Below are 24,761 nucleotides of genomic sequence, written 5' to 3'. Positions count from 1 at the left end.
AGGAGTTGAGAATGACTGAGAAATCGGGACGCGGCCTCGGCCGCCGGGCCACCGGGAAGATCGCGGACTGGATCACCTTCGCGGTGCTCGCCGTGGGCGGGATCGTGATGGTCGCGCCGCTGCTCTGGATGGTGTCGACGTCGCTGAAGACCAAGGGCGAGGTCTTCGCCCTGCCGCCGGTGTGGATCCCCGAGGCCCCGCAGTGGGACACCTACGTACGGATGTGGGAGAACTCCTACGTCCTGAGCGGTATCGGGAACAGCCTGATCGTGGCGACGTCGGTGACCGTGCTCGGCACGCTGGTCTGCTCGCTGGCGGCGTTCGCCCTGGCGAAGATGCGGCTGCCGGGACGGGACGCGATCTTCATCGGACTGCTGAGCGGCGTGATGATCCCGTTCCCGACGCTGATGATCCCGCAGTTCGTGATGTTCTCGAACCTGGGCTGGGTGGACACGCTGCTGCCGCTGATCGTCCCGGCGATCTTCGGCAACATCATCGTGATCTTCTTCCTGCGGCAGTACCTCGAGAACGTGCCGAACTCGATCATCGAGGCCGCGAAGATCGACGGCGCGAACTACTGGCAGATCTTCTGGCGGCTGATCTTCCCGATCATCCGCCCGGCCGTCTCGGCGCAGTTCATCCTGTGGTTCATGACGGTGTGGAACGACTACCTCGCACCGATCCTGTACCTCAACACGCCCGAGCGGCAGACCCTCCAGGTGGTCATCGCCAACATGAACGTGCAGTACGCGACGCAGCGGGACTACCCGCTGATCATGGGCGCGTCGTTCGTGGCGCTGGTCCCGATCCTCGTCGTGTTCCTGGTGTTCCAGCGCCAGATCATCGAGTCGGTCGCCCTGACGGGCACGAAGGGCTGAGATGCCCGCGCCGATGGACGACGACGGCGGCGCCCGCTGGCGGTCCAACGACGGGCCCGGCTGGGCCGGGAGCGTCATGGCCGTGCTGCGGTTCCTCACCCGGCTGGTCGAGGTCAACCTGCTCGTGGTGGCGGGCACGCTGGCGGGCGGCGTCGTCCTCGGCCTGGGGCCGGCCCTCAAGGCCGGCTCCGCGGTCCTGCACGACCCCGCCCTGAGCCTGACGCCGTGGGCCGGCTTCTGGGGCGCCTGGCGCGCGGGATGGCGTCGGTCGAACCTGTTGTTCGCCCCGTTCTGGCCGGTCGGGGCGCTGCTGGCGGCCGACGCCGTCGTCGTCGGCCAGTCGTCCGGCGCGTTCCGCGCCGTGCTCCTGGGCGGCCTCACCCTGGTGACGGCGTGGACCGTCGTGACGCTGTCGTGGTGGCCCCGGATCGCCGTCAGGTACGACGACGCCGCGCCGGCCGTCTGGCGCTACCTCCTGCTGACGCCGCTGATGGCCCCGGGGACCGCCCTGGGCATCCTGGTCACCGTGGCCGCGACGACGGCGGCAGCTCTGGGGGTCCCGCTCGTGGCCCTGCTGGCAGCCGCATCCTTCCCCCTCTGGGCCACGGGCCTGCTGATCGACCGCCGCCTCATTTAGGGCAACGAGGTTGCCAGCCGCACCACGAGGTTCGTGTTCGCCCGCCCTGGGGCGATACGACACAACCTCGTGGTGCGGACGGCAACCTCGTGGTCGCCAGCCCCGTGGCTGTCTCAACCCCGTGGTCGTCTCAACCTCGTGGCCGTCGACTGGTCAGGGGGCAGCCGGGGTCAGGCTGAGACCCGGAGCCCGTCGGGCTCGATCGGTTCCTCGCCGCCCTGCTGGACGGCGACCTGTTTCTCGTCGGCACCCTCCGGGACGTCGCCCGTGGACTCGCGGCCGATGACGCGGGAGTCGGGGATGACGCGGCGGAAGGGGCCCGTCTCCTTGCCCGTGATGCGGTCCACCAGGAGGTCCACGGCCGTGCGGGCGATCTGCTCGCGGCCCGGGTCCACCGAGGAGAGGGTCGGGGAGGAGTAGCGGGCGTCGTCGACGTCGTCGAACCCGATGACGGCGACCTGGCCGGGGACGTCCACCCGGCGGGAGTGGAGCGCGTGGAGGGCGCCGAGGGCCAGGGCGTCGTTGAGGGCGAAGACGCCGTCGACCTCGATGCCCGCGTCCAGGAGGCGGCCCATGGCCTCCGAACCCGTGGAGCGGTGCCAGAGGCCCGCCTCGGCGACGAGCTCGGGGTCGTAGGGGAGGTTCGCCTCCTTGAGGGCGTCGCGGTAGCCGCGCGTGCGCAGGGCGGCGGAGCCGACCTGCTCGCCCTCGTGGCCGCCGATGACGGCGATCCGCCTGCGTCCCAGGGAGGCGAGGTGCAGCGTGGCGGCCTTGGCGGCCTCCACGTTGTTCATGGTGACGTGGTCGGCGGGCGCGCCGAAGACTCGCTCGCCGAGGACGACGAGCGGGAAGTCGACGTCGAACAGGCCGATGTCCTCCGGGCCGAGCTCGAGCGGCGAGAAGATCAGGCCGTCGGTCATGTTGCGGCGCTTGCCGGTCAGGACGTCGACCTCGCGGTCGCGGCCGTGGCTGGTCTGCTCGATGAGGACGGTGAGGCCGCGGGCCTCGGCGGCCTGGATGACGGAGTCCGCGAGCTCCGCGAAGTACGGGAGGGAGAGCTCCGGGACCGCGAGCGTGATCATGTCGGTGCGGCGGGTGCGGAGGCTGCGAGCGGTCTCGTTGATCCGGTAGCCGAGGTGGCCGATCGCCTCCTCGACCCGCGCCCGCGTGGCCGGGCGGATGTGCGGGTAGCCGTTGACCACGTTCGACACCGTCTTGATGGAGACGCCGGCTCGCGCCGCAACGTCCTGCATGGTCACAGCCACGAGTCTTCTCCTCCTGCCGTTGGCGTCCGGGCCGGCGCCGGCCCGTTCCGCCTCGTCACCCCCACAGCGTATGGCAAGGTGCCGCGCGCGCCCCGGGAAAGCCCGTGGTCACGTGCGGGAGCGGTTCGCCGCCGAGCAGTCTATAACGATAGAATCCGTGGCCGCCCAGGGCTCGCGAGCGGCCGGCCGCCCGGGGCCGGGAACGGCGGAGGCCGGGCCCGCGGGGGTTGCCCCCGCGGGCCCGGCCTCCTGGATCAGCCCTCCCGGATCACTTCTCCTGCACCGATCCTCCTGGGTCAGTCCTCCTGCAGCCGGAGGAACGTGATCGAGTGCGGCGCGAAGTCGTACGTGAACTCGTTCGACGCCGCGTCCCACTCCGACTCGACCGGGACGACGCGTTCCGGGCGGGTCTTCGTGTTGGCGGCGGCCGGGTCGCCCGTCATCGAGATGACCTCGGCCTCCGGCGCCACGGAGTAGCCCCGCACCGACACGTCCGTGCGCGCCACCGACGCGTACGGGTTGACGATCTTGACCAGCAGGTCGCCGGTCTCCTCGTCCGTGGTGACCACCTGGTACAGCGACTGCGTCACCGGCTCCGTGTACGTCATCTGGAGCTCGCCGTCGAGGTACATCCTGATGGTGCGGCCCTCCACCACGATCTTGAGGTGGTAGTCCTGACCGGTCACCAGCGAGTGCCCCTCCTTCGCGGCCACCTCACCCTGACGTGCGCCGGCGGCGCGCTCCAGGGCCTGGCGCGAGTTGCCCCAGCCGCCGAGGTTCCACCAGTAGAACTTGTCCGGCGCACCGGCCGCGAAGCCGACCAGGAAGCCCTCCCCGCCGCCCAGCTTCCGGGCGTCGAGCTCCAGGGTGTAGTTGCTCCAGTCCCTCGCGTAGGCGTCCGGGATCAGCGAGCGCGCGTCCTCCACGCTCGTGCTCGACTGCACGTACTCCCCGTCCGCCACGGCCCACGAGCCGCGGATGGCGTCCCAGGTCGCCCCGGCCGAGAAGTCGTCCGAGTACAGCACCTCACCGGACGCGTTGTCGGTCACCGTGACGTCGTCGTACGCCGCCGACGTGAGCCACGTCGACAGGAACACCCCGCCGGACAGGCCCGGCGCCGATGCCTCGGGGCCGGTGTGCCGGGACGGGACGACCTCGTCGCCCGTGTTCGTCATGAACATCCGCTGCGTGTAGTACGACGTCGACCCCCACGACTGGTCGTTGTCGAACCACATCATGTCCGGGGACCACTGCACGTAGTCCTCGTTGGCGAACATCGGCGCGTAGCTGGCCAGCTTCACCAGATCGGCGTTGCGCTCCAGACCCGTCATGTAGGAGGCCTCGGCCAGCGCGTTGCCCCAGGTGTTGCCGCGCGAGGCGTACTCACCGAGGAACACGTCCGGGCCGTTGCGGTCGTACGAGTCGTAGCGGTCGTTGTTCGCGAGGAACCAGGCCGGGTCGTTGTAGTAGTGCTCGTCGACCATGGCCACGTCCTGCTGCCGGTTGAACTCCCAGAGCTCGTCGAAACGGGCGCCGGTGTCGTCCGGGCCGGAGTTCGAGATCACCGTGACGTCCGGGTACCTCGCCTCGATCGCGTCGCGGAACCGCGGGAAGTTGGCCTCGAACGTGCGGGTGTTCTCCTCGTTGCCGAGCCCGATGTACCTCAGGCCGAACGGCTCGGGGTGGCCGAGCGCCGCGCGCCGCGCGCCCCACTCGGAGTCCACCGGCCCGTTCGCGAACTCGATGAGGTCCACCGTGTCCTGCACCCAGCGGTCGATGCGGGCGTCGTCGGTCATCTCGGGGATGCGCGAACCGCAGCCGTTGGCGCCCACCGACAGCACGGGCAGCGGCGTGGCGCCCAGGTCCTCGGCGAACTCGAAGTACTCGAGGTACCCGATGCCGTACGACTGGTTGTAGCCCCAGAAGTTCCAGTTGGCGGGCCGCTCCTCGACCGGCCCGATGGTCTCCTTCCACTGGTACGTCCGGCGGCGGTCGGCGCCGTCGGACTCCAGGTACGTGTCGAACGTGCCCACGTTCGTGACGCAGCCGCCCGGGAACCGCAGGAAGCTCGGCTCGAGCTCGGCGACCTTCTCGGCGAGGTCCTTGCGCAGCGGGGACCTCCCGTTGACCGGCCCCACCCAGGTGTCGCGCGGGAAGAGCGAGACCATGTCCAGGCGCACCGTCCCGGCCTTGCCGGTGGTCACGACCAGGCGCGCGTCGTTCACCGTGGCGTTCGACGTGAGCTTGGCGCGCAGCTTCTTCCAGGTGTCGTCGCCCGCCACGTTGACCGTGGTGCGCGCGTACGTCGTCGCGCCGTCGGCCGACTCCAGGCCGACGGTCAGCCGCTGGCCGCGCGCCGTCCGGGCGAACACCGAGAAGTCGTACTTCGCGTTCTTCTCGAGGGCGACGCCCTCGTTGTAGCTCGAGTTGGACACGCCCACGCCGGGACCGTTCGCGTCGATCCTCAGGTAGGCGCGGTTGGAGTCGTTGAGCCAGCCGGTGCGGTCGTCGCCGACGACGGCGGCCGTGCCGGATCCGCCCCGCTGCACGACGTCCCAGCCCGTCATCCCCGTGAAGCTCGCGTTGTCCGCCGCGGCGAACTCGAAGGACCGGTTGCGGACCAGCTCGGCGTACAGGCCGCCGTCGGCCGCGTAGTTGATGTCCTCGTAGAAGATGCCGTACAGCTCGTCGCTCATCTCGGTGCGCGGGGCGTCCGCGTCGATCGTGAGGGTGTGCTGCTGCACCGCGGGCTCCGCCGCCGGGTACGCCGCGAGCAGGGCCTGCCGCTCGGCCTCGGTGACCGGGATGACGCTGCCGTGGCGCGGGCTCGCGGGGAGCTCGGCGTCCAGGTTGGACCGCCACTCGCCGCTCGCCAGGCTGTCCGACTCGAAGAGCAGGTAGCCCTGGCCGCCGTGGTACGACGGCTGGTCGATCATCATGTACCAGCGCTCGTCCGTCAGGGACGGGAACACGGTGGCGCCCTCACCCTGCTGGAACGTGCCGCCCCACGGGTTCGGCTGGCCCGCCCCGACGCGCTCCGCGACGAGATTCCAGCCGTCCCCCTCGGTCACGCCCTGGGTGCGCCGCAGGTCCGCCGAGGACTCCTGGCGGACGGTGAAGTCCGCCTCGTCCTTGGTGAACCGGTGGAAGACGCCGTCCTCCTCGGCCACGGTCGAGTCGATCATGCCCCGGCCGTCGCCGCGCTTCTGGTCGATCCAGGGCTTCGGCTCCGAGAACGTCTCGAAGTCGGTAGTGGTCGCGTACAGCATGCGCTGATAGGAGTCGGCGATGTCGCGCTCGGCGGGCGGCAGGTCGGCCGGGTAGAGGGCGGAGGCCCAGTACACGAGGTACTCGCCCGACGCCTCGTCGTAGTACGCCTCCGGCGCCCACAGGTTCCCGGCGTTCTCGGGGGCGAGCACGACCTCGCGCTGCTCGGACCAGTTCACCAGGTCCGGCGACTCCCAGATCATGATCGACCGGCTGCCGGTCTCCTGGGCGTCGCCGAAGTTGCCGCCGCCCGCGATCTTGAGGTCGGTGGCGAGCATGACGAACCCGGAGCCGTCGGCCTTGCGCATGACGAACGGGTCGCGCAGGCCCTGAGTCCCGAGCTCGCTGGCGAGCACGGGCCGGTCGCCGTTCAGCGTGGTCCAGTCCAGGGGGTCCGGGCCGTTGCTGACCGCGAACGAGATCTTCTCGCCGTCGGCCGTGGACTCGCCGGTGAAGTACGGGAAGAAGTAGCCGGCGTACTCGGCGCCGGCGGCGGTGGTAGTGCTGGTGGTGGAGCCGGACGACGTCGTCGTCCCTCCCGGATCGGCGGCGGCCGCCGCATCGGCCGTCGCGGCCGCGGCCGGGGCTGCGAGCCCCAGCGCCAGAGCGCCGGCGAGCAGTACCCGCCGGGATCGCCCGAAGGTGTGGTCATACATCGATGTACTCCCCTTCCATGTCCTCACATCGTTGTAAAGATCAGCGATATGCGGTTGTCGTTCGTTCGCGGCGCCGGGGGGCGGCGCTGCGATGTGAGCGTTAACACCATGCGTCACGCCGTGAGGTGCCGCGGTTGTTGGTACCGGGCCGCCGGCCGACCCGGGAGGGAGTAGCGGCCGGCGGCCCGGGGTACTGGGGTTGCGGTTACGTCTTGCGGAGGGTCAGCACCCGCTGGAGCACGACGAAGACGAGCAGCAGGACGCCGATCACGATCTTGGTCCACCAGGAGCTCAGGTTGCCCTCGAACTGGATGATGGTCTGGATCGCGCCCAGCGTCAGCACGCCGAGCACCGAACCGAGCACGAAGCCGGTACCGCCGGTCAGCAGCGTGCCGCCGATGACCACCGCGGCGATCGCGTCGAGCTCCATGGCCACGCCGCTCAGCGCGTACCCGGAGCTGCTGAACATCGCGAACAGCACGCCGCCCAGCGCCGCGCACGTCCCGCTCACCACGTAGACGAGCACCTTCGTGCGCGCCACCGGCAGGCCCATCAGGAGCGCCGACTGCTCGCCGCCGCCCACCGCGTAGACCGTGCGCCCGAACCGCGTGTAGTGCAGCACCACGAACGCGATCCCGGCCACGACCAGCGCGATCACGACGGCCATCGTCACCCGGAAGTACCCGATCCAGGAGTCCCAGCCCGCGATCGCCTTGAACGAGGCGTCGCCGATCGAGATCGACTCGGGCGCGATGACGAAGCACAGCCCGCGCGCGAAGAACATCCCCGCGAGCGTGGCCACGAACGGTTGCACGCCGAAGCCCTGGATCATCACGCCGTGCGCCAGCCCGATCAGCGCCCCGGCCAGCACGGCCACCACGAGCACCACGCCGGTGGGCAGCCCGGCCTGCAGCAGCGACGCGATGATCACCGTGGACAAGGCCAGCACCGAACCGACCGACAGGTCGATCCCGCCGGTGAGGATGACGAACGTCATGCCCACGGCCAGCGCGATCAGGTGCGCGTTGTTGATGAACAGGTTGGAGAAGACCGTCGGGGTCAGGAAGTTCTCGTGCCGCGTCCCGCCGATGACCAGCATCAGCGCGAGCACCACGAACGTGCCCGCGACGGGCAGGTACCGCCGGTCGAGGCGGAACGACGGCGCCCTGCGGGCGACCGTCCCGGCTGTCGTCGCGGTCATCGCACGACCTCCTTCTCGTCGGGCAGGTTCTCGTCGGACGACGACGGCGCGGCGTCGGCGGGCACCGGGACCGGTGCCGCGGCGCCGTCGTCGGGCACCACGACCGGGGTCGCCGTGCCCGTGCGGCGGCGGAGCGCCGCGACGGCGAACCGCTCGCGGACGCGCGGGGACTGCAGCAGCGTCACGACCACCACGACCAGGGCCATGAACAGCGGCGTGACGTGCGGCGAGATGCCGAGCACCGTGACCGTGCGGTCGAGCGTGGCGATGACGAGCACGCCCACGAACGTGCCGGACAGGTTGAACTTGCCGCCGCTGAGCGCCGTGCCGCCGATCACGACCGCGAGGATCGCGTCGAGCTCGACGAAGATGCCGGCGTTGTTGGCGTCGGCGGCCATCGTGTCGGCGCTGACCAGGATGCCGGCGAGGCCCGCGAGCAGGCCGCAGGCGGTGTAGACGGTCCAGGTGATCGTGCGGGACCGGACGCCGGCGAGGCGGCTCGCGGCCGGGTTGATGCCCGTGGCCTCCAGCAGCATGCCGAGCGCCGTGCGGCGCACGGCGACCGCCACGAGGGCGAAGATCGCGACCGAGATCCACACCGCCGCGGGCAGCCCCAGGAGGTACCCGGAGTTCAGGCCCTTGTAGGGGGCGCTGTTCACGGTGGTGATGAACCCGCCGGTGATCAGCATCGCGACGCCGCGGCCCGCGGTCATGAGGATCAGCGTCGCGATGATCGGCTGGATGCCGAGCACCGTCACGAGGAACCCGTTCCACAGCCCGAGGACCAGCGAGAGGACGAGCGCGATCGCGACCGCGGCGAACACGGTCCCGGGGCTCTCCGGGTTCGCGCTGGTGCTGATGTACTCCAGCGCGACGGCGCCGGAGACCGCCACGACCGCGCCGACCGACAGGTCGATGCCGCGCGTGGCGATGACCAGGGTCATGCCGAGCGCGATGAGCAGCAGCGGGGCGGCGGCGCGCAGGATGTCGACCGGCGCGCCGAACAGGTGGCCGTCCGCGAACGACACCGCGAGGAACGACGGCCGGGCGACCGTGTTCGCCACGACGAGCGCGACGAGGGCCACGACCGGCCAGAACAGATGATGTCTGACAGCCTGTCTCATGACGGCTCACCTCCCGCGATCAGTGCGACGACCTGGTCGCTCGTCGTGCCCTCGGCGTCGAGGGTCGCCACGACCTTGCGGTCGCGCAGCACCGCGATGCGGTGGCTGAGTCGCAGCACCTCCTCGAGCTCCGAGGAGATGAAGACGACCGACATGCCGTCGCGGCCGAGGTCCGCGACCACCTTCTGGATCTCGGCCTTGGCGCCGACGTCGATGCCGCGCGTCGGCTCGTCCAGGACCAGCAGCCGGGGCGCCGTGGCGAGCCAGCGGGCCAGCAGCACCTTCTGCTGGTTGCCGCCGGACAGGTTGCGCATGAGCGCATCCGGGTTCGCGGGGCGGATGCCGAGCTGCTCGATGTACTTGTCCACGATCTCGTCGACCTGCTTGCGCGGCAGCGGGCGCACCCAGCCGCGCTCGGCCTGCAGGGCCAGCACGATGTTCTCCCGCACGGTGAGGCCGCCGACGACGCCCTCCCCCTTGCGGTCCTCCGACGTGAACGCGATACCGTTCGCCAGCCCGGCGCGCGGGGTGGTGAGCCGGACCTGCTTGCCCTCGACGCTCGTCGTGCCGGAGTCCGCGCGGTCCGCGCCCGTCAGCAGGCGCGCCAGCTCCGAGCGGCCCGAGCCGAGCAGGCCGGCCAGGCCGACCACCTCGCCGGGGTACACGTCGAGGTCGTAGGGCTGGATGGAGCCCTTGCGGCCCAGGCCCAGGGCCTGCAGCCGGGGCGTGCCGCTCGCGGACGGCGCCGCGGCGTCGTGCACGCGCTCGACCGTCTCCAGCAGCTCGGCCGACCGGCCGATCATGTGCGGGACGAGCTCGCCGGCCGGGAGGTCCCTGGTGAACCACTCGCCGACCAGGCCGCCGTTGCGCAGCACGGTCATGCGGTCCGAGACCTCGTAGACCTGGTCGAGGAAGTGCGACACGAAGAGGATGGCCACGCCGTCGTCGCGCAGCTTGCGCATGACGGCGAACAGGCTCGCGACCTCGTCGGCGTCGAGGCTGGAGGTGGGCTCGTCGAGGATGAGCACCTTGCAGTCGCCGACGGTGGCGCGGCAGATCGCCACGAGCTGCTGCACGGCCAGGGAGTGCGAGTCGAGGCTCGAGCCCGGGTCGATGTCCAGGCCCATGCGCTCGAGGTGCGCGGCGGCGAGCTTGCGCATGCGGCGCCAGTGCAGGGCGCCGAGGAAGCGGGGCTCGGCGGCGCCGAGCATGATGTTCTCCGCGACCGTGAGGTTCCCGCAGAGGTTGACCTCCTGGAACACGGTGCTGATGCCGTGGGCGCGGGCGTCGCCCGGGCCGGTGAAGCTCTGCTCGGCGCCGTCGACGGTGATGGTGCCTGCGGCCGTCTGGTAGACGCCGGTCAGGGCCTTGATGAGCGTGGACTTGCCCGCCCCGTTCTCGCCCATGAGGGCGTGGATCTCCCCGGGGAACAACCGGAAGTCCACCCCGGCGAGCGCGGTGACCGGCGGGAACTCGACCGTGATCCCGGTGAGCTCCACGACTGGTTGCGTCGTCACGTTGAACCTTTCGCGTTCCGCGGGCCGGCGCCCTGGCGTGGGCCAGGGCGCCGGGCCCGCGATCACCGGATCAGTACTGGCGGTCCGGAAGGGCGGCCACGGCGGCCTCCTGGTCGAACGCCTCGTCCTTGACGACGATGCGCTCCTCGACCGGCTCGCCGGCCACGGTCGCCTTGATGACCTCGGCCAGGTCCGGGCCGAGCAGCGGGTTGCACTCGACGATGTAGTTGATCTTGCCGTCGGCGAGGGCCTGCATGCCGTCCTTGACGGCGTCGATCGTGATGATCTTGATGTCCTCGCCCGGCGTCTTGCCCGCGGCCTCGATGGCCTCGATGGCGCCCAGGCCCATGTCGTCGTTGTGGGCGAAGACGACGTCGATGTCGTCGTGCGCGGTCAGGAAGCCCTCCATGACCTTCTTGCCGCCGTCCCGCGTGAAGTCACCGGTCTGGGAGTCGATGATCTCCAGGTCGGTGCCCTCGATGGCGGACGCGAAGCCCTCCTTGCGGTCGATGGCCGGGGCCGAGCCTGTGGTGCCCTGCAGCTCCACGACCTTGTAGCCCTCGCCGTCGTACTCCTCGGCGGCCCACTCGCCGGCCATCTCGCCTTCCTTGACGAAGTCCGAGCCGATGAAGGACACGTAGGCGTCCTCGACCTCGGTCTCCACGGCGCGGTCCGTCAGGACGACGGGGATGTTCGCGGCCTTGGCCTCCTCGAGCACGGCGTCCCAGCCGGTCTCGACGACCGGGGAGAAGGCCAGCACGTCGACGCCCTGCGCGATGTAGTTGCGCAGCGCGGAGATCTGGTTCTCCTGCTTCTGCTGGGCGTCGGAGAAGCTCAGCTCGAAGCCGTTCTCCTCCGTAATGGTGTCCTGGATGGACTTGGTGTTCGCCGCACGCCAGCCGGATTCGGCGCCGACCTGCGAGAAGCCGACGCTGATCAGCTCGTCACCACCGCCTGCGGCCTCGCCACCCTCCGCGGCCGGCGGCTCGGAGCTGCACGCGGTGAGCGTGAGAAGTGCCGCCGCCGAGAGCGCGGCGAGCCCGGTGCGGGCGATCGAGTGTCGTGCCATGTCTCCTCCTTGAGCACCCCGGACGGCCTCGACCGGGGGATGGTGCACTGGGCGGGCACTTGCCCGCCCGATCGATGTTAGCGCTCACATTATCCGAGCGGAAGCCCTCCGAGTCACGGTCCCGTAACAACGCCGCAAAGGTGGAACCCCGAGGTGGCGGACTGCCACCCCGGGGTTCCCGGTGGGGTCAGAGGCCCCGGGCCAGGCGGTAGTAGGCCTGGTTGAAGCGGACCTGGTCGGCGAAGCCGCGGCGCGTCGTCGACTCGTCGATCACCAGCAGCTCCGTGGCGGTGATCTGCGCGAACATCTCGAACGCCTCGATGCCGGCGGCCGTGGACATCACCGTGTGGTGCGCCCCGCCCGCGGTCAGCCACGCCTCGGCCGACACGTCGAACGCCGGGCGCGGCTTCCAGACCGCACGCGCCACGGGCAGGTGCGGCAGGTCGGCGGGCGGCACCACGGTGTCCACCACGTTGGCCGTGAGCCGGAACCGGTCGCGCATGTCGGCGAGCGAGACGACGACGGCGCCGGAGACGGCGTCGGCGTTGAACACCATCCGCACCGGGTCCTCCTTGCCGCCGATGCCGAGCGGGTGGATCTCCACGCGCGGCTTCGACGTCGTCAGGCTCGGGCAGATCTCCAGCATGTGCGCGCCGAGGATGAGCTCCTCGCCGGGCGTGAGGTCGTAGGTGTAGTCCTCCATGAGCGAGGCGCCGCCGGGCAGGCCCTGGCCCATCACCTTCGCGGCCCGCACCAGGACCGCCGTCTTCCAGTCGCCCTCGGCGCCGAACCCGTAGCCGTCCGCCATGAGCCGCTGCACCGCGAGCCCGGGCAGCTGCCGCAGCCCGCCGAGGTCCTCGAAGTTGGTGGTGAACGCCTTGGCGCCCAGGCCCTCCAGGAAGTGGCGCAGGGCGATCTCCTGGCGCGCGGCGTAGCGCAGGGACTCGTGCCGCTCGGCGCCCTTGCGCAGCTCGCCGACGACGTCGTACAGCTCCTCGTACTCCGCGACCAGCGCGTCCACGTCGCTCTCGGACACCGCGTCGACCGCGGCGACCAGGTCGTTCACGCCCCAGGTGTTCACGGACACGCCGAACACCAGCTCGGCCTCGGTCTTGTCGCCCTCGGTGACCGCGACGTTGCGCATGTTGTCGCCGAACCGCGCGAGCTTCAGCCCGCGCACGGCCGCGGCGCCCGCGGCGGCCCGCACCCAGGTGCCCACGCGCCCGGTCACGGCCGGGTTCGACACGTGCCCCACCACGGTGGTGCGCGCCGCGCCGATCCGGGTCGCCAGGTAGGCATACTCGCGGTCGCCGTGCGCGGCCTGGTTGAGGTTCATGAAGTCGAAGTCGATGGTGTCCCACGGCAGCGCGACGTTCGCCTGCGTGTGCAGGTGCAGCAGCGGCTTGGTCAGCGCGTTCAGGCCCTGGATCCACATCTTGGCGGGGCTGAACGTGTGCATCCAGGTGATCACGCCCAGCACGCGCTCGTCGGAGTTCGCCTCGAGCATCGCGCGGCGGATCGAGTCCGAGTCCTTCAGGACCGGCTTCCACACGATGCGCGCCGGCACGTCACCGGACGCGTCCAGGGCGGTGGCGACCTCCTGCGACTGCGTCGCGACCTGCTCGAGCGTCTCGGGACCATACAGGTCCTGGCTCCCGGTGAAGAACCAGACCTCCCGGCCGGTGTAAGGCTTCGTCATTGAACTGCTTCCTTTCTCTGGACGACGGCGGTACGGCAGGCCGGGTCATCGGTCGTCCGGTGAGTCGTCGGCGGGCCGATCCGCCAATAATTCACCGAATAAACAATCATTCTAGCGGCGCGCACCCCGTCGCCGTGCCTACTTCTGGCCGTAGACGTTCTGGTAGCGGTCGTAGAGGGAGTCGACGTGCTTCTGGTCGATCGGCAGCGGGTCACCCAGCTGGCGCGAGATGTGTACCGCGCGGGCGACCTCCTCGCACATCACCGCGGCCTTGACCGCGGCCCGGGCGTCCTTGCCGATGGTGAACGGCCCGTGGTTCGCCATGAGCACGGCCGGGCTGCGCGAGTCCCTGAGGGTCTCCACGATGCCGCGCCCGATCGAGTCGTCGCCGATGATCGCGAACGGCCCGACGGGGATCGGCCCGCCGAACTCGTCGGCCATCATCGTCAGCACGCAGGGCACCTCCTCGCCGCGGGCCGCCCAGGCGCACGCGTAGGTCGAGTGGGTGTGCACGACGCCGCCGACGCGATCCAGGTGCCGGTACGTGTAGGCGTGCGCGGCGGTGTCCGACGACGGCTTGTGCGGGGACTCGTGGACCATCGTGCCCTCGAGGTCGCACACCACCATCTTCTCCGGCGTCAGCTCGTCGTAGGAGACCCCCGACGGCTTGATGACCAGCAGGTCCGCGCTGCCGTCGTCCGCCCCGCCGAGCGCCGCGGGGATCCGCACGCGCTGGGAGACGTTGCCGGCCGTCCACACGACGAGGTTGTTGCGGGGCAGCTCGGCGTGCAGGTCGGACACGATCTGGCGGGTACGGGCGATCTCGGCCCGCACCTCGGGGGCGTAGGCGCCGAATTCCTCGTGGGTCATGCGTCGGTCTCCTCAGGTTGGGGCAGGGCCACCACGGCGGCCCGCTCGGCGGCCAGCCCGGCCGTGTAGCGCTCGAGATAGGCGGCGAAGCCGGCGACGTCGTCGGCGTCGGGCTCGACGACGTCGACGGCCGCGCCCGCGAAGACCTCCTGGGCGAGGTACTCGTCCAGGCTTCGGCCGGCACCCGAGCGCAGGTACGCGCCCAGGACGGCCATGCCCCAGGCACCGCCCTCGCCCGCCGCGGCGCCGACGCCGACCGGTGCGCCGATGGCCGCCGCCAGCATCCGCTGCGCGACGCCGGCGGTGCGGAACACGCCGCCGTGGCCGTACATCGTTTCGATGGCGACGTTCTCCTCCGCGAGCACCCGCATGCCGAGGCTGAGCGTCGCGAACACGCCGTAGATCTGCGTGCGCATGAGGTTGGCGAGAGTCAGGCGGCTGCCCGGGGTACGGATGATCGAGGGGCGGCCCTCGGTGAGGCCCGCGATCGGCTCGCCGGACAGGTGGTTGTAGGCCAGCAGGCCACCGCCGTCGGGCTCGCCGTCGAGCGCCGCGCGGAACAGCGCCTCGAAGACGGTGTCGGCGTCGGACGGGCCGCCGACGGCGGCCGACAGCTCGCGGAAGACCTCCGCCCACGCCCCGAGCTCGCTGGCGCCGTTGTTGCAGTGCACCATCGCGACGAGGTCGCCCGCGGGGGTGGTGACGAGGTCGAGCTCCTCGTGGTGGCGCGCGAGCGCGCCCTCCAGGACGACCATCGCGAAGATGCTCGTGCCGGCGCTGATGTTGCCGGTGCGGGGCCTCACGGCGTTGGTGGCGACCATGCCGGTGCCGGCGTCGCCCTCGGGCGGGGCGAGCGGGATGCCCGGCTGGAGAGTGCCGGTCGGGTCGAGGAAGGCGGCGCCCTGGGGGGTGAGCGTGCCGGCGTCGGCGCCCGCGGGGAGGACCTCGGGGAGCAGGTCCGCCAGGGGCGTGCCGAGGGCGGCCGGGCGCGGCAGGGCGTCGAACTTCGCCAGCATCCCGGCGTCGTAGCCGCCCGTGGCCGGGTCGACCGGGAACATGCCGGAGGCGTCGCCCACGCCGAGCACGTCGCGGCCCGTGAGCCGCCGGTGGACGTAGCCGGCCAGCGTGGTCAGCGACGCGGTCCGGGCGACGTGCGGCTCGTCGTCGAGCATCGCCTGGTAGTGGTGCGCGACCGACCAGCGCAGGGGGATGTTGTAGCCGAACAGCTCCGTCAGTTCCGCGGCCGCCGGGCCCGTCGTGGTGTCCCGCCAGGTGCGGAACGGCACCAGGAGCTCGCCGGCGTCGTCGAACGCGAGGTAGCCGTGCATCATCGCGGACACGCCGATGGCGCCGAAAGTGCGCGGGCGAGTTCCGTGCCGCCGCTCGACGTCGTCGGACAGCGCCGCGAAACAGGCCCGCAGCCCCTCGGCGACGGCGTCCAGCGAGTAGGTCCAGTGGCCGTCGGCCAGCGTGTTCTCCCAGTCGTGCCCGCCGGACGCGACCGGCGTATGGTCGGGACCGATGAGCACCGCCTTGATCCGGGTGGAACCCAGCTCGATGCCGAGACTCGTCGTACCTTGTTCGATGGCGTCCCGGATCGCTTCCGGGCGCCCTGTCACACCATCGTGTTCCTGCGCCATACGGCCATGTTAGCGCTCACACTTCCAACGATGGAAATCGAGGCGGGACAGGCCCCTCGACCAGGTGCGGGCTCCCCCGGCTGAGGTTACCGGCGCCGCGCACGGGGCGGCGCCGTGGACGAGCGCACGATCAGTTCGGGCGGGATCAGCGCACCCTGCGGGGACCCGCCCGCCACCGCCTCGAACAGCAGCTCCACGCTGCGGCGGCCCAGCTCGGCGAACGGCTGGCGCACCGTGGTCAGGGGCGGGATGAACTGCCCCGCGCCCTCGACGTCGTCGAACCCGACGAGCGAGACGTCCTCGGGGATGCGCACCCCGGCCTCCCAGAAGGCGCGGACGAGGCCGAGGGCGAGCTGGTCGTTGGCGGCGAACACCGCCGTCGGCCCGTGACCGGCCGCGATACGCTCCACGAGCTCGCGGCCGATCTCGTGGCCGCGGTCCGCGGACCAGTCCGCGATCACCGGATCGGGGACCGGGGCGCCGTGGTCCGTCAGCGCGGCGCGCCAGCCCGCGAGCCGCTGCTGCGCGTCGAACCAGTCCTGCGGGCCGGCGACGTGCAGCACCGACTCGTGGCCCAGCTCCAGCAGGTGCTCGACGACGAGGGCGGCGCCCGCCGCGTGGTCGACGGCGAGCGGGATCGTGCGCTCCACCGTGGACTCGCGCGCCGCGATGAGCACCACCGGGATGGGCGCGTCGAAGGCGTCGATCGCCCGGCCCACGTCCTCCTGCGGCGCGATGACCACCACGCCCTCGACGGCCTGGCTCATGAAGTGCTCCAGGACGTGGTGCACGGCCTCGGCGTCGTACGTGCCGATCGCGGCGACCGACGTGAACCAGCCCTGCTCGCGCGCCGCCTCCTCGACGGCGATGAGGGTGCTGGTGGGGCCGTAGAGCACCGACGAGCTGGTGATCACCCCCAGCGTGGCCGAACGGGCGGTGACGAGGGCGCGCGCCGCGACGTTCCGGCGGTAGCCCAGGTCGCGGATGGCCTGGACCACCCGCTCGCGGGTGTCGGGGGCGACGCGCGGGCTGCCGTTGAGCACCCGGGAAACGGTCTGGTGCGAGACCCCGGCGCGCGCGGCGACGTCGGCCATGGCGGGCCTCCGCGGGGAGCGCGGCTCGGAGGCGGGCGCCGCGGCGGGTGCCGTGGATTTTCTCGCGGCGGACGACTCAGCGGCGAGCGTGTCCGGAGTGGATGGATCGACAGTCACGCCCCGATCATGACCGATCATCCTGACGATCCGCGCATCGGGCCCGCTTTGCGCGGGAATATCACCCCACGCCAAGATGTGCTCCCATGAGGATCCTCCTGACCGCCGGACGACTGCTCGCGGCACACTGGCCGGCGCTGCTCGCGCTCGGCTTCCTCGGCGTCGCCGTGCGGGGAGCGGCCTTCTGGGGTGCCATCGAGGTGAGCAAGTGGAACGGGATGGTCGCGCAGATCGTCCTGCTCGCGCTGCCGCTCGGCATCCTGCTCCCGGTGATCGTCATGCTCCGGGTCTGCTACCCGTCGCTGCCGAACCTGGCCCGTTCGAGCCACGGCGGCGGGGCCGGCTGGGGCAAGTACGCGGCGCCGGCGCCCTACACGGCGGGCGGGCTCCCGGCGTCGTCGTACGACGAGCCGGTACCGGTCGAGGCGCCCAGGGCGCGGCTGGTGGACGTCGCGTTGTCGCTGCTCGTGCCGTTCCTCACCGTGTACGCGGTGGACGGGACCATGGACGCCGACCACGCCCGCTTCCGGAACGACGTCACCGCGGACGAGATGTTCAGCACGGACATGTTCACCGGGGACCTCGACTTCAGCGCCCGGATCGGGCTGCTCACCGGGACGACGCTGCTGCTCGTCGTCGCCGGGCTGATCGTGCTGCGGTGGGCGCTGGGGCTGCTGGAGCGCAGGGTGCACTTCCTGGGGATCTCGCTGCTGGCCGTCGCGGTCGAGACGTTCTGGAGCACGCAGGCCGCGTACGACGTGGAACAGCTGATCAACAGCGCCCTGGTCTCGATCGGGGACCTCGCGTTGATCGACTGGTCGGTCGGGACGTACACCGCGGCGACCGAGGCCGGGCAGGGGCAGGTCGTCGCGGAGGCCGGGTCCGCCGCCGCCGAGTGGGTCGTGACGGTGGCCGAGTCGCTCGACGAGGTGATCATCGCGCCACTGGGCTGGCTCGCGATCGGGACCGTGGTGCTCGGGCGGCAGCTCATGGCGCCGCCGTCGACGCGGCATCCCGTGCTCGACCAGATGAACATGCCGGGCGGCCTGCGCGCGGTGCTCGCGGCGGCGACGCAGGAGGTGCGCAACCGGTTCTCCGCGCTGTGGCAGGGCCTGAAGATGATCCGGCACGGCGGGGTGGGCACGATGATGGTGTTCTGCCTGGCCTACCTGGTGGTGATGCGGGCCCCGCTGGCGGTGGGCTGGCTGGTGCGGGCGATCACCGGGCCGGTCGAGACCGGGCTGTGGCTGTATGTGATCTCGCCGTGGGAGCTGGCGGCGGGCTCGGCGATCGGGCTGGCGCTGGCCGGGGCGCTGATCGCGGCCGCGGTGGACACCATGGCGGGTCGCGGCCTGGCCGTGGAGGGCGAGCACGACGGCGAGCTGAGCGACGGCGAGGGCGCCATCCCGGGCACCCTCGCCGCGCGGTAGGGCCCCGGGATCAGGCGGCCGGGGCGGCGAGCGTGACGTAGCGCCCGCCGCCGAAGGTGAACCAGATCGTCTCGACGGTCTCGCCCTCGCGGGTCAGGACGACCGTGGAGACCTTCCAGGTGCCCGCCTCGGGGGCCACGCTCTCGTAGTCGTCGGCCGGCAGGCAGGGGGTGTCGTGGCCGAGGGGATCGCTGCCGAAGGCGCCGTCGTCGCCGTAGCGGGTCCCGTCCGGCGTCACGAGGATCACGTCGCAGCCGAGCAGGTCGGTGCCGGGCTCGGCGGCCAGCTCCAGGTCGACCCGCCAGGCGGCGGCACCCTGCGGGATCGCGGTGACGTCGGCGGTCGGGGCCGGTCTCACCTGCTCGACCGGCTCGACGCCGAGCACCCTGACGTCGACCTCGCGGTGCACCCAGGTGTTCGCGAGCGCCGGGTCGTCGAGCCCGAGGGCGTCGAAGTAGTCCTCCGCGAAGTGCGCGACCTCGCCCGGGCCGGCGTCGTCGACCCTCTCGACGGGACCCATGCTGTGCCGGTAGATGTTCACGAACCGGAACGACCAGGCGGCCGCGGCCAGCGCGACCACCAGGGGCAGCACGAGGAGCCACACCACGTTCCTGCGCCACCATCCGCGCCGCGCCGTCCGGATGACCGTCGTCATGCCGTTCCCTCCTGCGTCGCCGCCGGGTCCGCCGGGCCCGGCAGCCGGATCGTCATCGGTTTCTCGGCCGTGCCCTCGACCGGCGCCTCGCCGAGCGGCCCGAGGTCGACGACGGCGACCGCGTCGCGACGCTGGTACGAGCCCTCCTCGCCGTCCCCGCCCCGGCCGAGCCGGAGCACCAGGCCGTCGTCGAGCAGGTCCTGCGACACGTCGAAGCAGTAGGTGACGCGCATCGGGAAGGCGGGATCGGCGCCCGCCCCGATCGGGCAGCCGCCGCGGGACGTCGCCTGGTGCGAGCGGTCCTGCGCGTCGACCAGTTCGGCGCCCCCGATCGCGAGGTGCCCGTCCCGCGCGTGCCACTCGGCGTCGACGACGACGAACACCCCGCCCGCCACCGCCCCGCTGGTCGCGTACAGGGCCTCGGCGAGCCGCACGCCGGTGACCGTGACCTCGGCGTACTCGACGTCGACGGTCTCCCCGACCGCGCCCTCGACCTCGAACGAGTCCTCGACGAACGCGATCTGCGGGACGACGGTCACCAGCCAGGTCCCGGCCGAGAGACCGGCCAGCACGAGGATCGCCTTGAGCCAGCGCGGCACGCGCCTCATGCGCCGGGCTCCTTCGGGGGTTCGACGGCGAACGAGCCGCTGTGCGTGACCTCGTCGGTGGCCAGCCAGTACTGGCTCATCAGGCCCGAGAACCCCTCCTCGATCCAGGTCAGCCCGGCCAGCCGCACGTCCGCCTCGGCCGGATCGCCGGCGCCGGTGCGGTCCCAGACCAGCGCGAGCCGGTAGCTGAGGTCCGGGTTGATGACATCGATGCTCGCGGAGTCGTCGATGTTGAAGATGCGCGGCGTCGGCCGCTCCCCCGGTGGCACGTCGTCCGGGACGGGTCTGCCGTCGACGTCGACGATCCCCGCGCCGGCCGGCGCGGGCACGACGTCGCCGAGGGTGGCCGGAATGCCCGGCGTATCGGAGACGTTCTTCACCTCGACGACCACGATGAGCAGCTTGTTCTTCTCGTCCAGCGCGGTGACGTCCCCGAGCGTCCTCGCCGCGACGACCTTCTCGACCGCGACCTCGTAGGGCCCGGCCTCGACGACCTGCCCGGCGGTGAGCGGGATCGCGTCGTCGGCGACGGCGTTCCAGGCGCCGAACGGTGACGCGCCGACGACGAGGACGACGCCGGCGGCGATCGCCTTCCCGGTCGGGCCCAGGGAGGCGAAGACGTTCTGCGCCACGCCGATGATCCCGGGCGCGGCATTGCGGGCGTGCTTCATGGCCCCCGATCGTAGCGGCCCACAACCGACAAAATTCCCCCGGGTCAGGCGCCCAGCTGTTCCGAGCGGGTCCGGGCCGCGGCGATCGCCGCCAGGAACGCGGCGCGCACGCCGGCGTCCTCCAGGGCTCGGAGGCCCGCGGCCGTGGTGCCCGCCGGGGACGTGACCTTCTCGCGGAGGATCGCCGGGTGCTCGCCCGATTCCACGGTCAGGCGGGCCGCGCCCAGGACCGTCTGCTGCGCCAGGCGGGCGGCGACGTCGCGGGTCAGGCCCGCGTGGACGCCGGCCTCCGTCATCGCCTCGATCACCAGGAAGACGTAGGCCGGGCCGCCGCCGGACAGCGCGGTGACCGCGTCCATGTCCTTCTCCGCGACGCGGACGACGTCGCCGGTGCCGCCGAGGAATCGCTCGACGAGGGCCAGGTGGGCGTCCGTCGCGGCCGTCCCCGGGGCGACCGCCGTGATGCCGGCGCCGATCTGCGCCGGGGTGTTCGGCATGGTCCGCACGACGGGCGTGCCCGCGGGCAGCTCGCTCTCCATGGCCGGCGTCGTCACGCCCGCCGCGACGCTGACGACGACGGCGCCGTCGGCCAGCGAGCGCCCGATCTCGCCGAGCAGCGCCGGGACGCCCTTGGGCTTGACCGCGACGACCACCAGCGCGGCGCCGGCCACGGCGGCGGCGTTGTCCGTGAGCGTGACGACGCCGAACCGCTCGCGCAGCGCGGCCCCGCGCTCCGAGGCGCGCACCGTCGCGACGATCTCGCCGGGCGACCAGCCCGCGCCGAGCGCCCCGGCGAGGATCGCCTCGCCCATGTTGCCGGTACCCAGGATCGCCACGCGTTCGGTCATGCCCTCATCCTCCCAGCCGGAGCGGGTGCGGCCCGCAGGACGGCCGCGTGGATCGCGTGCCGTGGGGCGGGACGCACCTGGCGACGGGCGTCGTCGTCGGACCTGATCAGAGGGGGAAGGCCTGGTAGAACGCGACGATCGCGTCGGCCGGGCCCGTGGCCCGGAAGACCGCCGTGCCGTTGCGCCAGGTGATGGTGCGGCGGCCGTCGGCGGCCGCCGTGAGCGTGTACCCGCCGACGACGTCCTTGCCGACCTTCACGTCACCGGTGCGCTCGGCCTCGCCGGCGTCCTTCGCCAGCGCCTCGGCGGCGGGTCTCGACTCGTCCGAGCTCGCCCACTGGGCCGCCTCCACCTTGATCTTCTTGCTGCCGCCGTCCGAGTAGGTGGCGAGCCAGCCCTCCGTCGCGCCGTGGTCGGCGGCGGCCTCGGTGCCGCCCATCTCGGTCAGCGCGAACTGCAGCACCGCGGACGGCAGCGCCTCCTGGAAGGCCGTCTCGTCGTCGGACCGTTTCATCGCCTTGATCGTCGGCTTCGGCGCGGGCGCCGTCACCGTGACGGTCGGCACGGGCTCGGGTTCCCGGGCGTGCAGGAAGCCGGGCCACACCAGCCCGGCGAAGCCCAGGACGAGCAGCAGCACCACGACCGCGAGCGCCGCCACGGCGATGCGCCGCCGGCGATACATCACGGCGGGGGTCACCCTCGGCCCGGGCCGCTTCGGCCCCCGGCCCGATCGCTCGCGCACGTCCGTCATGACCTTCTCCCCCGTGGTGCTCGCGCCGTCCCCCGGCGACGAGCAAACTCTAGGCCGGGTCACCGACACGGCGGCGATGCCACGCTGCCAGGCCGTGGATGACTCCGTGTGTCGATGTCAGAGGGTCCACGTAACGTTCCCTCCGTGGCGACGACGACCAAGAGGGCCAAGCCCGCGTACACGTGCGGCGAGTGCGGCTGGACCACCGCGAAGTGGGTGGGCCGGTGCGGGGAGTGCCAGACGTGGGGCTCGGTGACGGATTCCGTGCCCGCGCAGGTAGGCCCACGGACCACGGCGGTGCTGCCGACCCGCTCGGCGGCGTTGCCGATCTCGGAGATCGACGTCGACACGGCGCGCGCGACGCCGACGGGCGTGGACGAGCTGGACCGGGTGCTGGGCGGCGGGCTCGTGCCGGGTGCGGTGGTGCTGCTCGCGGGCGAGCCGGGGGTCGGCAAGTCGACGCTGCTGCTGTCGGTGGCGAGCAACTTCGCGCGGGGCGTGACGGCCCCGGCGACGCGGGCCGGCGGGCCGCCGGGGCCGGCCGGGGAAGCGCGCACCGTGCTGTACGTGACGGGCGAGGAGTCGGCCGGGCAGGTCCGGCTCCGGGCCGAACGGATCGGGGCGCTCGCGCCGGGCCTGCTGCTCGCGTCGGAGACCGATCTCGCCACCGTGCTGGGACACATCGACGTGGCGGCGCCGGAGATGCTGGTCGTGGACAGCGTCCAGACGATCGCGTCGGCCCAGGTCGAGGGCGCTCCGGGCGGGGTCACCCAAGTCCGCGAGGTGGCGGGCGCGCTGATCGCCGTGGCCAAGGCGCGCGGCGTCCCGGTGATCCTCGTGGGGCACGTGACGAAGGACGGCACGATCGCGGGCCCGCGCACGCTGGAGCACCTGGTCGACGTCGTGTGCCAGTTCGAGGGCGACCGGCACTCCCGGCTGCGGATGGTGCGGGCGGTGAAGAACCGGTACGGCCCGACCGACGAGGTGGGCTGCTTCGACCTGTCGGAGCACGGGATCGAGGGCCTCTCCGATCCGTCGGGGCTGTTCCTGTCCCACGGCGGCGCGGCGGCGCCCGGGAGCTGCGTCACGGTCACGGTCGAGGGCCGGCGGCCGCTCGCCGTCGAGCTCCAGTCGCTGGTGGCGCCGAGCCCGCTGGCCAACCCGCGGCGAGCGACGAGCGGCGTGGACTCCAGCAGGCTGGCGATGATCCTCGCGGTGCTGCACCGGCACGCCGGGCTCCGGGTCGCGGACCAGGACGTCTACGTCTCCACGGTGGGCGGCGCGAAGGTCACCGAACCCGCCGCGGACCTCGCCGCGGCGCTCGCCCTGGTCTCGGCCCGGTCGGAACGCGCGCTGCCGCCGGCCATGATCGCCGTCGGCGAGGTGGGGCTGGCGGGCGACATCCGGCCGGTGACGGGACTCGACCGGCGGCTGGGCGAGGCGGCGCGGCTGGGGTATCAGCGCGCGGTGATCCCGGCGGGGACGGGCGTGACCGCGCCCGAGGGGATGATCCTGCTGGAGGCCGAGCACATCCGGGACGCCATCGCGCTCGCCGTGGGCGCGGAGGCCGAGCGGCAGAGCGGGAGCAGGTGAGCGTGCGGCAGGCTGAACGATGGCCCGCGGTCGGTAACGGCTTTGAAACAATGGGCTCCCAGGACACCACTCAACGTAGGATTTCTCCGTGGCCATGACACCGACGGATGACGAGACCCTCCTCCGCGAGACCTTGGCCGCCGTCGCGCCCGGAACCGAGCTGCGGGACGGACTCGAGCGCATTCTGCGGGGCCGCACCGGCGCCCTCATCGTGTTCGGGCTCGACCCCGTCGTCGAGGAGATGTGCTCCGGGGGCTTCGAGCTGGACGTCGAGTTCTCGGCGACCCGCCTGCGCGAGCTGTCGAAGATGGACGGCGCCGTCGTCCTCGACCATCACGCCGGGCGCATCCGCCGCGCCGCGGTCCAGCTCCTGCCGGACCCGACCATCGAGACCTCCGAGTCCGGCACCCGCCACCGCACCGCCCAGCGCGTGTCCAAGCAGAGCGGCTTCCCGGTCATCTCGGTGAGCCAGTCGATGCGGATCGTCGCGCTCTACGTCGGCGGCAAGCGCCACGTCCTGGAGGACTCCGACACCATCCTCGGCCGCGCGAACCAGGCGCTCGCCACGCTGGAGCGGTACCGCGCCCGCCTCGACGAGGTGTCCGGCACGCTCTCCGCGCTCGAGATCGAGGACCTGGTCACGGTCCGCGACGTCTGCTCGGTGGTGCAGCGGCTCGAGATGGTGGGCCGCATCTCCGACGAGATCAAGGGCTACGTGATCGAGCTCGGCGTCGACGGCCGCCTGCTCGCGCTGCAGCTCGACGAGCTGATCGGGGACGTCGGCTCCGACCGCGAGTTCGTGATCCGCGACTACGTGCTGGGCCGCAAGGGCCGCACCCTGGCCGACGTGCAGCAGGCGCTCGCCTCGCTCACCTTCCAGGAGCTGCTGGACCTCTCGCAGATCGGCCGCGTCCTGGACCTGCCCGGCGGGGGCGACGCGCTCGACGCCGCCGTCGCGCCCCACGGCTACCGGCTGCTGTCCAAGGTGCCGCGCCTGCCGAACGCCACCATCGAGCGGCTCGTCGGGCACTTCAGCAGCCTGCAGAAGCTGCTCGCGGCCAGCGTCGACGACCTCATGTCGGTCGACGGCGTCGGCGACCAGCGCGCCCGCGCCATCCGTGAGGGCCTGTCCCGCATGGCCGAGTCCAGCATCCTGGAACGCTACGTCTGA

The 24,761-nt window shown here is 72.0% G+C and carries 20 protein-coding genes; 5 read left to right on the top strand and 15 right to left on the bottom strand.

Annotated elements, in window-relative coordinates; genetic code table 11:
- Positions 1-11: 11 nt before the first annotated feature.
- Together ABD208_RS01025 and ABD208_RS01020 are read left to right on the top strand one after the other, a co-directional pair.
- Positions 12-878 carry a carbohydrate ABC transporter permease gene (locus tag ABD208_RS01025; RefSeq protein WP_344098806.1) on the top strand — a complete coding sequence of 289 codons (867 nt, stop codon included), beginning with the start codon at positions 12-14 and terminating at the stop codon, positions 876-878.
- Position 879: 1 nt separating this feature from the next.
- Positions 880-1,515, top strand: a complete 636-nt coding sequence (locus ABD208_RS01020; protein ID WP_344098805.1) for a YesL family protein — start codon at positions 880-882, stop codon at positions 1,513-1,515.
- A 170-nt stretch (positions 1,516-1,685) separates the two neighbouring features.
- On the opposite strand, the gene ABD208_RS01015 is transcribed toward ABD208_RS01020, so the two are convergent.
- The 10 genes from ABD208_RS01015 to ABD208_RS00970 all read right to left on the bottom strand — a co-directional run bounded on the left by ABD208_RS01015 (position 1,686) and on the right by ABD208_RS00970 (position 17,034).
- A complete protein-coding gene (locus ABD208_RS01015; RefSeq protein ID WP_344098804.1) occupies positions 1,686-2,780 on the bottom strand; it encodes a LacI family DNA-binding transcriptional regulator in 1,095 nt (364 codons plus the stop codon).
- Positions 2,781-3,076: 296 nt separating this feature from the next.
- Positions 3,077-6,703, bottom strand: coding sequence for an alpha-L-arabinofuranosidase C-terminal domain-containing protein (locus ABD208_RS01010; protein WP_344098803.1), 3,627 nt, complete (start codon positions 6,701-6,703; stop codon positions 3,077-3,079).
- Positions 6,704-6,908: 205 nt separating this feature from the next.
- Positions 6,909-7,904, bottom strand: a complete 996-nt coding sequence (yjfF, locus tag ABD208_RS01005) for a galactofuranose ABC transporter, permease protein YjfF (RefSeq protein ID WP_344098802.1) — start codon at positions 7,902-7,904, stop codon at positions 6,909-6,911.
- Entirely contained in the window at positions 7,901-9,028 is a 1,128-nt protein-coding gene (locus tag ABD208_RS01000; protein ID WP_344098801.1) for an ABC transporter permease, read from the bottom strand. Before ABD208_RS01000 ends, yjfF begins: the two co-directional genes overlap by 4 nt.
- On the bottom strand, positions 9,025-10,545 hold the full coding sequence (locus ABD208_RS00995; RefSeq protein WP_344098800.1) for a sugar ABC transporter ATP-binding protein: 1,521 nt from the start codon (positions 10,543-10,545) through the stop codon (positions 9,025-9,027). The genes ABD208_RS01000 and ABD208_RS00995 overlap by 4 nt, the downstream gene beginning before the upstream one ends.
- A 70-nt stretch (positions 10,546-10,615) precedes the next feature.
- Positions 10,616-11,614: an ABC transporter substrate-binding protein gene (locus ABD208_RS00990; RefSeq protein WP_344098799.1), complete on the bottom strand. Its 999-nt coding sequence runs from the start codon at positions 11,612-11,614 to the stop codon at positions 10,616-10,618.
- 187 nt (positions 11,615-11,801) lie between these two features.
- Positions 11,802-13,313, bottom strand: coding sequence for an L-arabinose isomerase (gene araA, locus ABD208_RS00985; RefSeq protein WP_344098798.1), 1,512 nt, complete (start codon positions 13,311-13,313; stop codon positions 11,802-11,804).
- A gap of 138 nt (positions 13,314-13,451) precedes the next feature.
- Positions 13,452-14,183, bottom strand: coding sequence for an L-ribulose-5-phosphate 4-epimerase (locus tag ABD208_RS00980; protein ID WP_344098797.1), 732 nt, complete (start codon positions 14,181-14,183; stop codon positions 13,452-13,454).
- Positions 14,180-15,823 carry a xylulokinase gene (locus tag ABD208_RS00975; RefSeq protein WP_344098796.1) on the bottom strand — a complete coding sequence of 548 codons (1,644 nt, stop codon included), beginning with the start codon at positions 15,821-15,823 and terminating at the stop codon, positions 14,180-14,182. The genes ABD208_RS00980 and ABD208_RS00975 overlap by 4 nt, the downstream gene beginning before the upstream one ends.
- An 86-nt stretch (positions 15,824-15,909) precedes the next feature.
- On the bottom strand, positions 15,910-17,034 hold the full coding sequence (locus ABD208_RS00970; protein ID WP_344098795.1) for a LacI family DNA-binding transcriptional regulator: 1,125 nt from the start codon (positions 17,032-17,034) through the stop codon (positions 15,910-15,912).
- A gap of 86 nt (positions 17,035-17,120) precedes the next feature.
- Here ABD208_RS00970 and ABD208_RS00965 point away from each other — a divergent pair, with 86 nt between their 5' ends.
- On the top strand, positions 17,121-18,464 hold the full coding sequence (locus ABD208_RS00965) for a hypothetical protein (protein ID WP_344098794.1): 1,344 nt from the start codon (positions 17,121-17,123) through the stop codon (positions 18,462-18,464).
- A gap of 10 nt (positions 18,465-18,474) precedes the next feature.
- Here ABD208_RS00965 and ABD208_RS00960 read toward each other — a convergent pair whose 3' ends face one another.
- The 5 genes from ABD208_RS00960 to ABD208_RS00940 form a co-directional block, all read right to left on the bottom strand.
- On the bottom strand, positions 18,475-19,119 hold the full coding sequence (locus tag ABD208_RS00960) for a hypothetical protein (RefSeq protein ID WP_344098793.1): 645 nt from the start codon (positions 19,117-19,119) through the stop codon (positions 18,475-18,477).
- Entirely contained in the window at positions 19,116-19,727 is a 612-nt protein-coding gene (locus tag ABD208_RS00955) for a hypothetical protein (protein ID WP_344098792.1), read from the bottom strand. Before ABD208_RS00955 ends, ABD208_RS00960 begins: the two co-directional genes overlap by 4 nt.
- Positions 19,724-20,398, bottom strand: coding sequence for a hypothetical protein (locus ABD208_RS00950; protein WP_344098791.1), 675 nt, complete (start codon positions 20,396-20,398; stop codon positions 19,724-19,726). Before ABD208_RS00950 ends, ABD208_RS00955 begins: the two co-directional genes overlap by 4 nt.
- A 44-nt stretch (positions 20,399-20,442) precedes the next feature.
- Entirely contained in the window at positions 20,443-21,246 is an 804-nt protein-coding gene (gene proC, locus ABD208_RS00945; RefSeq protein WP_344098790.1) for a pyrroline-5-carboxylate reductase, read from the bottom strand.
- 106 nt (positions 21,247-21,352) lie between these two features.
- Positions 21,353-21,997 (bottom strand): hypothetical protein, encoded by a 645-nt coding sequence (locus ABD208_RS00940; protein ID WP_344098789.1) that lies wholly within the window; start codon positions 21,995-21,997, stop codon positions 21,353-21,355.
- A 114-nt stretch (positions 21,998-22,111) separates the two neighbouring features.
- Here ABD208_RS00940 and radA point away from each other — a divergent pair, with 114 nt between their 5' ends.
- A complete protein-coding gene (gene radA / locus ABD208_RS00935) occupies positions 22,112-23,590 on the top strand; it encodes a DNA repair protein RadA (protein WP_344098788.1) in 1,479 nt (492 codons plus the stop codon).
- Between the two features lie 94 nt (positions 23,591-23,684).
- Entirely contained in the window at positions 23,685-24,761 is a 1,077-nt protein-coding gene (gene disA / locus ABD208_RS00930; RefSeq protein WP_344098787.1) for a DNA integrity scanning diadenylate cyclase DisA, read from the top strand.

Source organism: Myceligenerans crystallogenes (assembly GCF_039529775.1).
GTDB classification, from domain to species: Bacteria; Actinomycetota; Actinomycetes; order Actinomycetales; family Cellulomonadaceae; genus Myceligenerans; species Myceligenerans crystallogenes.
This window is presented reverse-complemented; position numbering and strand designations above follow the sequence as displayed.

Bases quoted from the DNA above. Each gene is read 5' to 3' on its own strand.
- ABD208_RS01025 (WP_344098806.1), top strand. From the start codon at position 12: ATGACTGAGAAATCGGGACGCGGCCTCGGCCGCCGGGCCACCGGGAAG.
- ABD208_RS01020 (WP_344098805.1), top strand. From the start codon at position 880: ATGCCCGCGCCGATGGACGACGACGGCGGCGCCCGCTGGCGGTCCAAC.
- ABD208_RS01010 (WP_344098803.1), bottom strand. From the start codon at position 6,703: ATGTATGACCACACCTTCGGGCGATCCCGGCGGGTACTGCTCGCCGGC.
- yjfF (WP_344098802.1), bottom strand. From the start codon at position 7,904: ATGACCGCGACGACAGCCGGGACGGTCGCCCGCAGGGCGCCGTCGTTC.
- ABD208_RS01000 (WP_344098801.1), bottom strand. From the start codon at position 9,028: ATGAGACAGGCTGTCAGACATCATCTGTTCTGGCCGGTCGTGGCCCTC.
- ABD208_RS00990 (WP_344098799.1), bottom strand. From the start codon at position 11,614: ATGGCACGACACTCGATCGCCCGCACCGGGCTCGCCGCGCTCTCGGCG.
- araA (WP_344098798.1), bottom strand. From the start codon at position 13,313: ATGACGAAGCCTTACACCGGCCGGGAGGTCTGGTTCTTCACCGGGAGC.
- ABD208_RS00980 (WP_344098797.1), bottom strand. From the start codon at position 14,183: ATGACCCACGAGGAATTCGGCGCCTACGCCCCCGAGGTGCGGGCCGAG.
- ABD208_RS00975 (WP_344098796.1), bottom strand. From the start codon at position 15,823: ATGGCGCAGGAACACGATGGTGTGACAGGGCGCCCGGAAGCGATCCGG.
- ABD208_RS00965 (WP_344098794.1), top strand. From the start codon at position 17,121: ATGAGGATCCTCCTGACCGCCGGACGACTGCTCGCGGCACACTGGCCG.
- ABD208_RS00960 (WP_344098793.1), bottom strand. From the start codon at position 19,119: ATGACGACGGTCATCCGGACGGCGCGGCGCGGATGGTGGCGCAGGAAC.
- ABD208_RS00955 (WP_344098792.1), bottom strand. From the start codon at position 19,727: ATGAGGCGCGTGCCGCGCTGGCTCAAGGCGATCCTCGTGCTGGCCGGT.
- ABD208_RS00950 (WP_344098791.1), bottom strand. From the start codon at position 20,398: ATGAAGCACGCCCGCAATGCCGCGCCCGGGATCATCGGCGTGGCGCAG.
- proC (WP_344098790.1), bottom strand. From the start codon at position 21,246: ATGACCGAACGCGTGGCGATCCTGGGTACCGGCAACATGGGCGAGGCG.
- ABD208_RS00940 (WP_344098789.1), bottom strand. From the start codon at position 21,997: ATGACGGACGTGCGCGAGCGATCGGGCCGGGGGCCGAAGCGGCCCGGG.
- radA (WP_344098788.1), top strand. From the start codon at position 22,112: ATGTCAGAGGGTCCACGTAACGTTCCCTCCGTGGCGACGACGACCAAG.
- disA (WP_344098787.1), top strand. From the start codon at position 23,685: ATGACACCGACGGATGACGAGACCCTCCTCCGCGAGACCTTGGCCGCC.